Annotated in this window: 14 protein-coding genes; 3 read left to right on the forward strand and 11 right to left on the reverse strand. The window is 52.8% G+C overall.

All coding sequences use genetic code 11. From position 1 onward, the window contains the following. Positions 1-25: 25 nt before the first annotated feature. A complete protein-coding gene (locus HBUT_RS02180) occupies positions 26-799 on the reverse strand; it encodes a KaiC domain-containing protein (protein ID WP_011821602.1) in 774 nt (257 codons plus the stop codon). Positions 800-917: 118 nt separating this feature from the next. Between HBUT_RS02180 and HBUT_RS02185 the strand changes: the two genes are divergently transcribed. Both HBUT_RS02185 and HBUT_RS02190 read left to right on the forward strand, forming a co-directional pair. Next, a complete protein-coding gene (locus HBUT_RS02185) occupies positions 918-1,433 on the forward strand; it encodes a DUF2299 domain-containing protein (RefSeq protein WP_011821603.1) in 516 nt (171 codons plus the stop codon). 71 nt (positions 1,434-1,504) lie between these two features. After that, entirely contained in the window at positions 1,505-3,028 is a 1,524-nt protein-coding gene (locus HBUT_RS02190; protein WP_228546778.1) for a cation:proton antiporter domain-containing protein, read from the forward strand. Between the two features lie 306 nt (positions 3,029-3,334). Here the strand turns inward: HBUT_RS02190 and lig are convergent, their stop codons facing one another. The 6 genes from lig to HBUT_RS09440 all read right to left on the reverse strand — a co-directional run bounded on the left by lig (position 3,335) and on the right by HBUT_RS09440 (position 8,822). Further along, entirely contained in the window at positions 3,335-5,161 is a 1,827-nt protein-coding gene (gene lig, locus HBUT_RS02195; RefSeq protein WP_011821605.1) for a DNA ligase, read from the reverse strand. A 76-nt stretch (positions 5,162-5,237) separates the two neighbouring features. Further along, positions 5,238-5,726 carry a hypothetical protein gene (locus HBUT_RS02200; RefSeq protein ID WP_011821606.1) on the reverse strand — a complete coding sequence of 163 codons (489 nt, stop codon included), beginning with the start codon at positions 5,724-5,726 and terminating at the stop codon, positions 5,238-5,240. 151 nt (positions 5,727-5,877) lie between these two features. Further along, entirely contained in the window at positions 5,878-6,132 is a 255-nt protein-coding gene (locus tag HBUT_RS02205; RefSeq protein ID WP_011821607.1) for a hypothetical protein, read from the reverse strand. A gap of 147 nt (positions 6,133-6,279) precedes the next feature. After that, positions 6,280-6,948: a metallophosphoesterase gene (locus HBUT_RS02210; protein ID WP_011821608.1), complete on the reverse strand. Its 669-nt coding sequence runs from the start codon at positions 6,946-6,948 to the stop codon at positions 6,280-6,282. A 42-nt stretch (positions 6,949-6,990) separates the two neighbouring features. Then, a complete protein-coding gene (locus HBUT_RS02215; protein ID WP_011821609.1) occupies positions 6,991-8,682 on the reverse strand; it encodes a chloride channel protein in 1,692 nt (563 codons plus the stop codon). Next, positions 8,679-8,822: a hypothetical protein gene (locus tag HBUT_RS09440; protein WP_153801360.1), complete on the reverse strand. Its 144-nt coding sequence runs from the start codon at positions 8,820-8,822 to the stop codon at positions 8,679-8,681. The genes HBUT_RS02215 and HBUT_RS09440 overlap by 4 nt, the downstream gene beginning before the upstream one ends. A 58-nt stretch (positions 8,823-8,880) precedes the next feature. Between HBUT_RS09440 and HBUT_RS02220 the strand changes: the two genes are divergently transcribed. After that, entirely contained in the window at positions 8,881-9,450 is a 570-nt protein-coding gene (locus tag HBUT_RS02220; protein ID WP_011821610.1) for a hypothetical protein, read from the forward strand. On the opposite strand, the gene HBUT_RS02225 is transcribed toward HBUT_RS02220, so the two are convergent. From HBUT_RS02225 to HBUT_RS02240, 4 genes are all read right to left on the reverse strand, one after another. Further along, positions 9,447-10,538, reverse strand: a complete 1,092-nt coding sequence (locus HBUT_RS02225) for an SPOUT family RNA methylase (RefSeq protein WP_011821611.1) — start codon at positions 10,536-10,538, stop codon at positions 9,447-9,449. The genes HBUT_RS02220 and HBUT_RS02225 overlap by 4 nt on opposite strands. A gap of 116 nt (positions 10,539-10,654) precedes the next feature. Continuing rightward, positions 10,655-11,302 carry a 30S ribosomal protein S3ae gene (locus HBUT_RS02230; protein ID WP_011821612.1) on the reverse strand — a complete coding sequence of 216 codons (648 nt, stop codon included), beginning with the start codon at positions 11,300-11,302 and terminating at the stop codon, positions 10,655-10,657. Continuing rightward, positions 11,302-11,631: a KEOPS complex subunit Pcc1 gene (locus HBUT_RS02235; protein ID WP_011821613.1), complete on the reverse strand. Its 330-nt coding sequence runs from the start codon at positions 11,629-11,631 to the stop codon at positions 11,302-11,304. The genes HBUT_RS02230 and HBUT_RS02235 overlap by 1 nt, the downstream gene beginning before the upstream one ends. Next, positions 11,615-12,898: a hypothetical protein gene (locus HBUT_RS02240; RefSeq protein WP_011821614.1), complete on the reverse strand. Its 1,284-nt coding sequence runs from the start codon at positions 12,896-12,898 to the stop codon at positions 11,615-11,617. Before HBUT_RS02240 ends, HBUT_RS02235 begins: the two co-directional genes overlap by 17 nt. Positions 12,899-12,950: the final 52 nt, after the last annotated feature.

Below are 12,950 nucleotides of genomic sequence, written 5' to 3' on the forward strand. Positions count from 1 at the left end.
ACATCTAAAAATGAAGAAGGGATTTCTAGCTCTCTTCACTGCTAACTGTCTCCTCATAGACGCCACGTCTTGTTACGCGTAGGACTTTGTTTGCATAGATTATTATGCCCTTATCTGTTATCTCGAATGGATGCCTTCTCATACTGTGCTTTGTGCCCCTCATCTTCCAGATTATTAGGCTCCTCTTCAACTCACCGTCGATCTCGTCGAGGTCTAGCCTTATGATACCATCTGCTGCGTGCTCTACGCCCGGACCACCGAATCCTCTCTCGGTGACGGATACCTGGCTTACGAGGAAGCTTGTGGTGCCGAGGCCGCTTAGAACACGCTTGAGCATCATTACTACGCTCCTAGCTACGCTGGGTTTTGTTAGATAGAGCGTGGAGACGGAATCTATTACTACGCGCTGGGCGCCAGTATCCCTTATAGCCTCCTTTAGAACGTCGATGAGGAGACCCACATCCGTTGGATCGCGGACTACGTAGCGCTCTCTCTTTGCAGTCTCACCTATGCCGCCGGTAAACGCATCCACTATAGCGAAGGTACCCTCGCGCTCATATGGTCTTACATCCCAACCGAACTGGGCCATGTTGATTCTAACCTGTACTGGATGCTCCTCTAGTGCCACGTAGACACCTGGCTCACCCATCTGCAGGCCGTTCCATAGGTACTGCTGGCTCATAATGGTCTTGCCGGTGCCGGGCCCGCCGCTGAGCAATACCACGTTCCTCCTAGGTATACCACCATTTAGTATCTCGTCTAGGCCCGGTATACCAGTCTTCACACGCTCTATGGGCATATACTTGTCACCTCCTCCACTCACACTAACTCATACACCCAGCCCTAAATTTAGTGGGTGTGAAGGGGCAAGATTCAATAAAGAATCCCCGTTTAAGCATTGGCAGGGTTTTGAAGCCTTGCAGTCTACCGGTGAGCAGCTAAAGGATCGTATAGCGGGATGGCTAGCTGGTGCTGGCTTCATAGTAGTATCATTCCAGGGTCCACTGCCCTCGAATGCTGAGTGGGGCCTCCTGGTCTCGACACCACCGCCACTGCAGGTAAAGTTGAGGGTTATGGGTCTCCGTGGCGGTGCAGTAACGCTCGGTATTGGCGTCAATATCTCTGAGCACCATAGAAAGCTCATTGAGGGGCTTAGCATCGAGGAGAGGGTTAGGCTTACAGCTAGCATGCTCGAGAAGCTCCTAATGCTATGCCCCTACTGTAGGGTAGCGCTGCAGGGTAGTCTCGGCAGTCCGGTAGGAATCATAGCCGAGATATACATTGACGGTGCAGAAGCAACCAAGCAGAGAATCGTCGATGATGCAGCTAGGCTTGTAAACATATTCCTACTCATAAACTCGATACTGTGGAAGAGGTTTCCAGCCACAAGCCCAGAGAGGAGCGGCACAGCTACACCCTCATCATTTATGTAACCACTAAAAGGGCCAGGAGGTACGCCTAAGTAGCTTAACCTTCACCCCCCCTCCTAGGGGTTTTCGTCTTGATGGAGGTAACCGTAGCTGCTGTCTACGTTGGCTTTCTGCTGCTAGCAGCAAAGGTTGCAGAGGAGTTTATGGAGCGTATCGGCTTCCCCAGCTTCCTCGGAGCGATCCTAGCGGGAGTAATCCTCGGCGAGGGAGTACTTGGAATAGTTCCTTCCGAGGCTATGGAGAGAGCTGCCATCCTCTTCATGATAGGTATAAACTTTACACTTTTCCTAGCCGGCGTAGAGGAGCTTTCAAACCCTGCAATGCTTATGCCTACACGGCAAGAGCTTCTATACGGCATACTTCTACTCGGCCTGCCAACCCTTACAGCCTTCTCCCTACTCTACTACATTGGTCTCGAGGCTAGTACTGCTGTAGGTCTAGCACTAATACTCGCGATTGTTAGTGTTGGCCCACTCGTAAAGATACTGATGGCCAAGGGAGGGATTGGTAATAGGGAGATAAGTATCCTGCGAACAGCCCTTCTTAGCGAGCTTGGAGGCCTAGTAATCTTTAACGCTGTTGCAACACAAGGATTTAACCTTCTCCGCCTCCTAGAATCAGCTGTCTTTGTAGGCTTCATACTGTTTATTGGTAGACACTATCTCGATGATGTTCTCATGGCTGTTGAACGTTACGTTGCAGCTAGGGAGGCACCCTTTGCCATCGTGATAGCATTGATAGTCACTGCAAGCTATATAGCTGAAATAATGGGGTTTAACGCAGCTGTAACAGCATTGATCTTCGGTGCCTTCCTCTCAGAGTACATGATGCAGAGACCCCTTTACCTTGAAAGGATACGCGCATTAACCTATGGACTCTTGGAACCCCTCTTCTTCATAGGCATAGGACTCCAGGCGACACGGGTCGATATAGTCTCGCTAGCCTATGCATCAGCATTCTTCACGGCGGTATCAGCGCCAAAGCTCTACATTGCATGGCTTCAAGGGCTTCAGGGGCGAGAACTACTAGCCTTCCTAGCAAAGGGTGGTGTCGACGCCGCCTTGCTCTCAACAATGCTGCAGACGGGGAGAATTGGAGGCCAGCTATACACGGCAACACTGGTAGCTATACTCCTCTCAGCAGTATCAGCTTCAGCCTCGGCACGGATCACTGAGCGTGCTCCCGAGGTACCGAGGCTAAGAGTGAAGGATCTACCATTAGACCGTGACATAGTGAGAGAGGATACCTATGCAGACTATGCAGCCGAAATAGTGTCAAAGCGTGGTGCAGCAGTTGTAGTCGATGAGAATCTTCATCCGGTAGGTTACATCGTTGCCGAGGACTTTGTCGGCATAAGCTCAGAGCTGCTAAGCCACATACCGGTGAAATTCCTGCTACGCATGGAGGTTCCGGTTGTCAGAGCGGACACCACTGTAGCTGAACTACTCTCAGATCCCTCAATACTCCATGAACCAATAATAGCGGTTGTCAACGACAGAGGCGAGATTATAGGCACACTCAATGCCAGAAAGCTACTGCACGTCCTCCTACATCCCAAACACGGCAGACTGGAAGCAAAGGAGGGGGGAGAGACCTAGAAAGGGGCTCTGAAGCGCCGGCCCCACAGCATCCCCCGGCCATAGTGCCGGGGTCTGCAAGCTGTATGATAGTGTTAAGTATCGGGGTCCATCTTCATCGCCCCATGACTCCTCGCTAATTGTGGCTCGGCGAAACTCTGAACAGTCACCGCCCAGCACGAGGGGCTCCTACTTGCCGGGTAGTCCTCACAGCCACCCCACTACGGTAGCTAAGGAGGCTTAATTTAGCCTAGGGCTTACAATGTGTAACCTGAAAATACCGAAGATGACTAGCCGTGCAAGGCCGTAGTGCTAGCTTTCTCGTAGCTAGACTCCGGTTGGTGCCTCCTCCTCCTTTATCCTTCTCAGCTGTCTCTTATACATCTCGTAAAGCTCCTTTGTAGTGGTAGCATCCTCGGGGCCTTTGTCAGGCCTCCACCTTATGAAGCGCGGGAATCTTATTGATATACCCGCACCAGACTTGACCCAGCCATAACAGCATGTATGTATGGGGCTTAACGTTAGCTCTGCACCAATGATCTCTGCCACGAGCGTAGGCTCCACCCACACGTCCGGCTTCATTTGGCTATCAACTCTTGCTGGTTTCTTGTCGCTGATGTAGGGTTTCAGCATATCGTCTAGACGTTCGAGGTCCTCGTCTGTGAAGCCGCTGCCAACCTTGCATACGCTCTTGAACGTGTCTGTGTCGGGGTCATAGGCCGCCATGAGCAGTGCTCCGAACTTGCCGCCGCGTCTACCCTTGCCGTAGAATGCACCTATGACTACTAGGTCTACCGTGTCGCTCATCTCGGACTTGTAGTCCCTCTTATACTTGATCCATAGCCAGCCCCTGGCGCCTGCCTGGTAGATGCTACGATCATGAATCGCCTTCGCCATTACACCTTCAGCACCATCCTCGATTGCCTTGAGGAAGAAGCTCTCCAGCTCCTGGGGATCGCTAGTTACTATGCCCTCGGCGATTCTCCAGGTGTCACTCTGCTCTATGATCTTTTCGAGGACCTCGTGGCGTGCTGGTAGGGGCTTCAAGGTTAGGTCTTCGCCGTTAACGTATAGCGTGTCAAAGAGGAATACTGCTACAGGTATCTCAGAGAGGACTGCATGTACATCTTTCTTCCTCCTGCGGTGCATGAGGACCTGGAATGGCCGGAACTCACCAGTCTCTGGGTCAATCGCTACTATCTCGCCCTCTACGATAGCTTCCTCAGCCTTTATCCCCTTCTTAGCCATCTCAACAACATCTGGGTACATGTGGGTTATGTTTTCGAGACGACGGGAGAATATCCATATCTTATCGCCTTTCTTGTGTATTTGCGCCCTTTCACCGTCATACTTGTACTCTACTAGGGCACGGCCGCCGAGCTTCTTTATTATCTCGACAGGATCGTTGAGCCTCTCTGCGAGCATTGGCCTTATCGGGACTCCCACCTCCGGCTTTATGTTCTTGAGAGCGTCTATACCTTGTGTTGCAAGTATCTTAGCCACCATGCCTAGGTCTGCCCGGAGATTGTAAGCCCTCTCAACAACACTCCTCATCGCCGCACTGCCGCCGTAGACTACTGCTAAAGCCTCCATAATGGTGGCGTCGCCCACACCAAGCCTTAACCGTCCCTCAACAAATCTTGCAATGTACTTTGCCTCGCGCGGACTAGCCTCCGCGAGGAGACCCGCCAGCAGCTTGAGCTTGATATCTCTGCTACCCTCACCCTGAACCAGCGCTATTCTTGCAAGAGTGTCGTACACCTTCTCCACAGTTAGCGTGCTCTCGCCGCCAGAGGGCTTCTGCATGAAGGCTAGGAGGCCCACTGCCTTCTGCTTTTGCTGCTTCTCCCGTTTAATCATCTCAATAGCCTTACCGGTGTCCCCCAGCTTCTTTACAAGCTGCTCTATCTGCTTCTCGGATACGTGGAGGGCTATGGAGGCCGCCTTTATCAACATCTTCTCGCCAATGCCAAGCTCTGGTAGGCCCTTCCAGTCGGGCCACAGCTTGCCCTGGATGAAGTAGACAACCTTGTCTATAATCTCTGGCGGCGTCTTCTTGAAGAGTTCTACAAGATATAGTAGCATTTGGGTTCTAGCTGTAACCCTTTCAAGCTTCTCGAAGGTTTCCGCAAGCACTGAGAAGGGCATAGACATGCTCTACCATCCCGAGTTAGAATAAATTCCGGGTAAACCCGCTAATTAGCGTGGAGGCAAAACCGGGCCCTGCAGCCTAGCCAAGCCGGTACCGGTAAACCCTCTCAACAAGCTCTGGAGGCCGAAGGGGGCTCTTCTCTGGATCCCTACCCTCAATATCCACGACTATTCTCCGGTAGATGCTCCAAACCTCCTGGTAGCCCGGCTTCCCCTTTAGCCCGCAGTAGAGGAGCCTCACATTGACAGCTTCTACCCGGTGTCCCACATCAGGGTTTAGAGCCTCTACCACGACTAACTCAGCCTTAACGGGCTCTAGGCTGTCGAGGCTTGGCGGTTTACCGGGATACCTAGCATAGTAAACTTTGACCCTGCCTGACTCCACCACCTCTAGGATCTCGAGCCCCTCCAGACCATCTAGCTTCGAGTAGACATCAACCGATAACAATACACATCCATTCCCCGCTGGTATGACTAGAACCCTGCGAAAGGTCTCGTACCAGTACTCGGCAACCCCCATCTCAGCCTCAACAATCTCTGGCTGCTCAGCTGCCGGAGGCACGCTCAAGACGCCTACACCCATATCAGCCATGCCTAGCCCTGGAACAAGCTAAAGATAATATCAACACAGTAACAGCCCAGAGAAGCAACGAGCCCGCAGAGAAGTAAAACCATAGCCGTGACGCTAGCTGCGTGGTGGCTTGCTGCAGAAAGAGGAGCTACATTTGCCGACGACGCTGCTGTATAATCCACGGCGTTATCGGCTGCAGCTCTCTGCCACAGAATGGACAGCGGTAGTGGAGCCTCCTGGCATCGGCTGGACAGAAGTATGCCTCGTACTTGTCCTTACAGTAGGAGCACGCATATATTATGTCGAGTGTAACATCCAGCTTGCGCGCACAAATCCTACACTTTACCTCGACCCATCCGAGGTGTCCAACAGCATTAATCCCCTTGAGCCCTGCTGTTGACACTATCTACACCCCGGCCTGCCCAAGCACCGGGTGGAAGGTTATAACTGTAGTTGTGCCCATCCCTCAACCCGGCTGTGCTGTGAGGAGAGCGCTCTTCGCCGACCAGTACATGGGGATAGTGGCCGGGATTACCGAGCACAGCCACTTCTAGCCTAGCCTCTGCGTTCTAACAACAACAACCCCCATTTCCAGGTCTACGAGAGCTATTGCGTAGCGACCCTCTGCTAGCGAGCCTGGGTTAACGACTGTGACTCCCTCAACGCTAGCTACACCCCAAGCTTCGTGTATATGGCCTGTTGCAGCTAGCAGAGGCCTAGCCTCGGCTAGGGCTTTACGGACACTTTTACTACCAACGTATTCGCCGCCCCGAATCCTGTCTAAACCGCTAGCGTAAGGTGGTGAATGTGTAACAAGTACGAGGCGAGCATGACGCCCAGCGACGCTATTGAACGCCTTGCTGAGTACAGCTGCTACCTCATCCTCCCCCATCTCAAATGGCGTGGAGAAGGGCGTAGGAGTGGAGCCTCCAACACCCACAAACACCAAGCCGTTTACCTCGACGACGCGTCCGTGGACGTTAAATGTGTTACTAGGCCCAGTATAGTCAGCCAAGCTTCTTGCATCACAATTGCCTGGCACCCAGACCACTGGGGCTCCCTGTGCAGCAAGAATCTCCAGCACCCTAGCAGCCTCCTCGACCGAGCCACAACGGGCCAGGTCACCAGCCAGGACTACTATGTCACGCTCGATTGCTGCAAGCTTCTCCAGCTTCTTAAAGGCCGCATGCACATCGGATATTATGAGTAGGCGCAGCATAGCAGCCCAACCCCCTCTGGCGGTTAGCCACGAGCCCGGAGACTATGGTATGGATCTTATAGTCTCATATGCTCTGACAATATCCTTCTTGGTTATTATCCCGATAAGCTTCATGGACTCGTAGTTCTCTACAACAGGTAGCCTGCCGATACCGTAGCGTAGCATTTTCCTAAGCGCATCTGCTAGCGAGTCGTCGGGCAGAACTGCGATGACGCTTCTAGTCATAGCTTCTTTGACCTTTACTTTTCCGAGTTCACTATGCCGATAGCGTAGGACGTCACTCAGAGTTATCATGCCAACAACTCTACCGTCAACAACTACAGGGAATCCTGTATGGTGTGTCTCGGCTGTTAGCTCTATTACACGCTTCAATGGATCGTCGGGCCTCACCACGACAACGCTTCTCGTCATTATATCACGGACCTTGATCTGCCTTAGCAGCCTTTCACCCAGCTCTCGTAGGAAGTAGGGAGAGTCGGCACGCGTGTTAACCTGCTTCTCGTATATCGAGTCCTGGCCAGAGACGACATAGGAGAGTGTTACAGCTACGACCGATGGCACTATTAGCTCGTAGCCTCTTGTTATCTCGGAGACTATTATGATCGATGTAAAGGGCACCTTGCCAGCAGCAGCAAAGAACGCAGCCATGCCGACCACGGAGAACGATGCTATCGTGGCTGGATTGTCCGTGTATAGTTGCGCGAATGCAGCTCCGAGCATACCGCCTATGAAGAGTGAGGGGGCAAACACTCCTCCAGAGCCACCAGAAGCTATGCTAAACGCATTGGTGAGCATCTTGCCTATTATCGCAGCTACAATAACTGGTAAAGCTAGCTTGCCTAGCAATGCTCTTTCGAGAAACGGATAGCCTTGGCCTAGTGTATGGGGCAATAGCAGCCCTATAAACCCGGCTACAAGCCCGCCAAGAGCCGGCTTCAACATGACAGGTATTGGCAGCACCTTGAAGGCGTCACGTATTTCGTAGAAGAGCCTAACGTATACTTTTGCAACGAGACCTGCAACTATACCGAGAACCGCATAGAGGACTAGTTCGAGAGAGCTTTGGAGTCCGACCTCGGGAAGCCATAGGAGCCGCCCCGACCCGAGAATTGTAACCGAGGCCACGTAGGCTACTATGGATGCCACTCCCAGGGGAAGAATAGCTTCTACCTCCATGTCACGCTTATAGGGTACCTCTAGAGCGAACAGCATTGCACCTAGTGGAGCCCGGAAAACGGCACTAATTCCACCTGCAACACCTGCAAGGACTAATAGGCGACGCTCATTCCTCGTAAGATGGAGTATGTCTGCCAATACACTGCCGAATCCAGCCCCTATGAGCGCTATTGGACCCTCCTTCCCTGCACTCCCACCAAGGCCTATGAGGGCCGAGGATGCAGCAAGCTTAACCAGTGGCACCCGTGGCCTTATAAACGCGCCACGCCAATGGAACGCCTCCAGCACCGAGTCCGTGCCATGACCCTCTGCTTCAGGTGCAAACATGTATGTCAGCAAGCCGGAGGCTAGCCCGCCAAGGGCCACCAGTAACGGCAGTACCAGTGATGGCTCCGAAACCTCACCCTTTATGAGGTCTATACCACTATATTCCGCGAATAGCTCTGCTATAACCTCGATACCAACCGTTAAGAGTGTACCCGCAAGCCCTGAGACTACGCCGACAAGTGTACCTAGCATAACCCACTTTTCGAGTGAGGGTATACGAAGCCTCCTCATGTCTCTAGTCGAGCCTCCACCTCCGCCAGCTTGTTTGAAAGCTCCTTGCCGCGCCCTCTCTGGCCAGCCAGGTGTATGTACTCGTCTAGCGGGTAGCCCCCTCTTACGGTTTCACGGTGCTGCCTTTGCAGCACCTGCACAAATCAGCTTTAAATACCGATGATATTAACCGGGGCATTGTGAGGTGGAGGATGGGGCTTGGCATGGCGTAACATAATGTCGTCTGTCTTCTCAAAGGTTCTAGACCACGTGGTGGAGGCTTGCATCCGGGGAGAAGACGAGAAGGCATGTAAGGAGGCGCTTTTAGCTGCGGCAGACACGCTTTACACACCACTAAAACCCGTGGATACGGGTCTAGGCGTTGCCAGGATGATAGCCTCAAGGCTAGCAGCAATAGCGGCGAATGCCGTGCTACAGTTAGCTAGGAGTGAGAGTAAGGAGGCAACTATCCGAGCTGCATACGAGCTTTTGAAGGAGAGCCGCGATGACGATGTCAATGATCTTGTGAAGAAGCTGTTAAACGAGGCTGGAGCTAGTATCTATGAGCCAGCAGTTTCGCGTGAAGCCAGGGAGTCCCTCTTCAGCGACCTCAAAGCCTACTTCGAACCCGAACAGCCACAGCTCGTCCTCCGGCGCAGGAGGATACCAAAGAGGTCTGCCGACCCATTGCAGAGTCTTAGGAGGCTCTTGAGAGAGCTAGGACGGCAGGACCCCATACTAGCCAGGCAGCTATCCATGGAGCTGAAAAGGAGAGGTGTAAGCGTCTAAGATTCTTCCTCCTCAGAGGCAAAATAGTCATGGACAACACTTACGACAGCTATGACTGCCGCAGCAGCAGCGTATTCTGTCGAGAGGGTTACGCCCGGCGCAAAGTCTAGTACGAGGTTTGCAAAGCGGTATACACCCTCAGGTATGCCCTCCCTAGACCCAAACAACATGTTTACCCGACGGCCACTACGGAGAAGCTCGTAGAGGTCCTTGGCCCGCTTCGAGACCGGATCTCCCTCAGGCTCGAAGACTATTATGGGTTCGTTGAAGCGGCTCCTAACAAGCTGGTATAGATCCTGTACATAGACGGGGACCTTGTATACTTGTCTACCATAGCTCTTCACTTGCACCTGGTACCTAGACTCGATACCCTCGAAAACTCCTTCAAGGAATGTTTTGAGCTGGAGCGCATCAACAAGCCCTATAGGAGCTATGACGAGTTCTCCCACCTCGAAGTTCTGCACCTCTCTACCTATCCTCACACCCATCGTCTTGCAAGCATCGAGAGGGCCTAGGTAAGGCATCTGCACTATAGCTATGCGGCGCAGCAGCTTGTAGACGGGATACTTGCCTGGCCGCATCTTCTTCCACTCCTTGGAGCCGGGATAGAAGGCTATGAATGCCCGGTCAGCAATTATCTCAACAGCAACAACCTTGTCGGGAAACCTCAGGTTTACCCGTGCACCAGTAGCCCTCCTAACAGCATCGCCCACGACCACGTTTACGTCTATGCTTGTAAAGTTGTGGCGCCCACGCCTAACAGTCCGAACAGCAAAGGTTTCATTGCTAGAGATGTACTGCGGCGCTAGCTCCGCTGCAACCCTAGCAATCTCACGGGGATCCGCAGGCGCACACCCTTCAATGACGACGATCTTCTCTGCCTCTGGAATACGCTTCTCTAACTCCTCAGCCACCTTGTACTTGTCGCGGGAAGGCCTAACCAGAACCAGGCCCTTAAACCCACGCGGCGCAGGTATAACCTCTGCACCCGGATCAATCTCGGCTATATAGCTCGCTGCTACGCGCTCCATACCAAGCACAGTTTTTACAAGAATGTAGTCACACCGGCCGCCAGCGCCGCTAGACAATACCCAACCCACCCACAGCTAAGGCCTGGGAATTGTATGCCAGGGAAAGAACTCAGCATTGAATAGCTGAGGAATTTAGGAGTAGGCTTGTAATGGGAAAATGTTTGGACAGAGCGCTAGCGGACTTCGTACATTAGTGGTGATACTACTACTGCTGGCTGTGGTTTGCCGTCTGGTCCGGGTACCGTGAGTAGCTTTGACTTGTATATCTCGACCTTTCTTAGCGGATAGATCTTCTTTGCTGCCTCGAATATCTCGTTGGCTAACTGGCCGAAGAGCATTGCTTTTATGAGTTCGTCTAGTGTCATCTCGGCTGCCCGCTTGGTTATTATCTCACCCATTATCTTACGTATAGCCCTCTTCTGGCTTGTCTTACACCTGTAGGTTGTGAGTACTACACCGGTTATCCTCAGCCCATAGCCATCCTTGGTCTGCACGTTGAATATACCCTGTATCTTGCTACTCTTCCTCCTTATGAGGCTCTTCATGTAGTCCCTTGCCAGCTCGTGACCCTTAAACCTCGTGTAGGCTTTCAAGTTCTCCTCATCGACATCTACAATCTGGAAGAAGAGGTGGACATGTACTAGCGAGAAGTCGCCGGTTATGTCGTATAGCGTCGTCTCCATAACCCTGCCTATCAGCTTTCTTGGATCGTCAGCTGGCGTGGTACCCAACACTACGTTACCAAACACGGGCGGTGCTATAACCTCATACCACTTCTTGAGCCTCCACTTGTCGCGGATGCTAACCGCCCTACGACTCATTACCCGGTACCCCCGAGCCTGCCGTGTTGCTGGCCCGGCTCCTTTAAAGTCTTAGCAGTAGCTTCAAGTGTTTTGAGGAGGGCGTAGAGAAACTCCAGCATCTCGTCCACAGTGCTCCTTATGGAGCCAAGTTTCCTAGGGTTGTCAACATCAGCCTCTACGGTTATATGAAGCCCCTCATCGTCATAGGATTCGTTTATTCTCATCCAGCTTGGCGCCGTCTCGTCATCCGGCTTAAGTGCTTCTATAGCAGCTTCCGCAACACTCCTCTCAACACCATGTATCGTTAATGTTACCCTTATCCGGGCTTTGCTAGCAGCTTGCTGCATTAACCCACCCCCATACACTAGCCTCTATGGGTGCTATACAACCCGACTCTACGAGTTGCACTAGTTGCTGGTAGCCTAGACGGCTCGCAACCTCCTCAAGGCTTACAAGTAGCTTGTCTCCACTCCGTTTTGCTGGTATCTGCTCTGGTGCTAGGTAGCCCAGCTTGCGGAGCACACGATCAGCCAGAAGTACTGGCGTGTTCTCGCTGAATACTGCTAGCTGTAGCTTGCCAGCGCGCCTTGTCTCGTAGGTACTTGTACTAGATAGTACTTGCTCAGCCACTTGCACCACTATGCTGAAGTCCTTGAGGTAGCGTGTATAGGCTGCGGCTGCTGCAAGCCTCTCCTCAACACCCAGTGATAGGAGGCTGTAGAGGCCTACCCGCTCGGCATAGTCTGCCAGCACTAAGCTAGCCTCCCGCAGGTCTGGAAGCGGCGCGGTATAGCTCGTATAGATGAAGCCTATGACCTCTGAAGCTCTCCTTGGAACCCTGCTAGCCTTCTTCAGTATTTCGTACAGCTTCTCGCCCAGCACTGTCAACGGGTGCTCCGGCGCCTCCGACACCCTCTTCCCTAAGAGTTGTGCTAGCCGCGGATCGCTCTTCAGAAACTCCACCGCTGCATCACGGTTGCCTGTTAGCCCGGGAAGGTAGGGGTCTAGGGTTAACGCTAATGCCTCCTCGGTAGGCTCCAGCGCCCAGCGGAAAAGCCGAAGGGTAAACATCTCCTCAACACGGTTCTCAAGCTTCAGCAAGTCAAGCAGCGCGTTTTCGAACCCGGTAAACGACGCCTTCTTGCCCCGATCCAGCTCTCTCCAGTAGCCTGCTATAACACCATAAATCATAAACGGCCCTACTATCGTTACCTCGCTCAGCACTGCCGCCGTAAGCGCTGCCACACTAGAGTCGTTGACTACCGCTACGGGTATGGGTAGGATTCCCTGAGGCTGCTCCCCATAACCTATGAGGGCTGATGGCCTCCTCGCTGTAACCTCCTCAGCTACGCTAGCGGGATAGCCTATCAGTAAGCTTGGCTCGACGAGTTCGCCCGGAGGTTTGACTGTAAACCTAACAGCGTATGCGAGGTTATTGCGCTGTAGAACATTAACCACTATCGCAGCCGCTAACGCAGCATCAATGGAGGGGAATACGTAGAGCCTGACAAATCCATACTCCTTTAGTGCTGCACCGAGCTGACTGGCAACAGGGCGGAGGAGGCGGGCCTCCTTTTCGCTTATAATTTTGGCAAAGGCCTCATCGAGGCTCACACTAAGCCCCCGCTAAACCCGTGCAAATCCGTGAAGAATTAAAATATCTAGA

This window comes from Hyperthermus butylicus DSM 5456, assembly GCF_000015145.1.
Taxonomy (GTDB): domain Archaea; phylum Thermoproteota; class Thermoprotei_A; order Sulfolobales; family Pyrodictiaceae; genus Hyperthermus; species Hyperthermus butylicus.

Bases quoted from the DNA above. Each gene is read 5' to 3' on its own strand.
- HBUT_RS02180 (WP_011821602.1), bottom strand. From the start codon at position 799: ATGCCCATAGAGCGTGTGAAGACTGGTATACCGGGCCTAGACGAGATA.
- HBUT_RS02190 (WP_228546778.1), top strand. From the start codon at position 1,505: ATGGAGGTAACCGTAGCTGCTGTCTACGTTGGCTTTCTGCTGCTAGCA.
- lig (WP_011821605.1), bottom strand. From the start codon at position 5,161: ATGTCTATGCCCTTCTCAGTGCTTGCGGAAACCTTCGAGAAGCTTGAA.
- HBUT_RS02210 (WP_011821608.1), bottom strand. From the start codon at position 6,948: ATGCTGCGCCTACTCATAATATCCGATGTGCATGCGGCCTTTAAGAAG.
- HBUT_RS02215 (WP_011821609.1), bottom strand. From the start codon at position 8,682: ATGAGGAGGCTTCGTATACCCTCACTCGAAAAGTGGGTTATGCTAGGT.
- HBUT_RS02230 (WP_011821612.1), bottom strand. From the start codon at position 11,302: ATGAGTCGTAGGGCGGTTAGCATCCGCGACAAGTGGAGGCTCAAGAAG.
- HBUT_RS02235 (WP_011821613.1), bottom strand. From the start codon at position 11,631: ATGCAGCAAGCTGCTAGCAAAGCCCGGATAAGGGTAACATTAACGATA.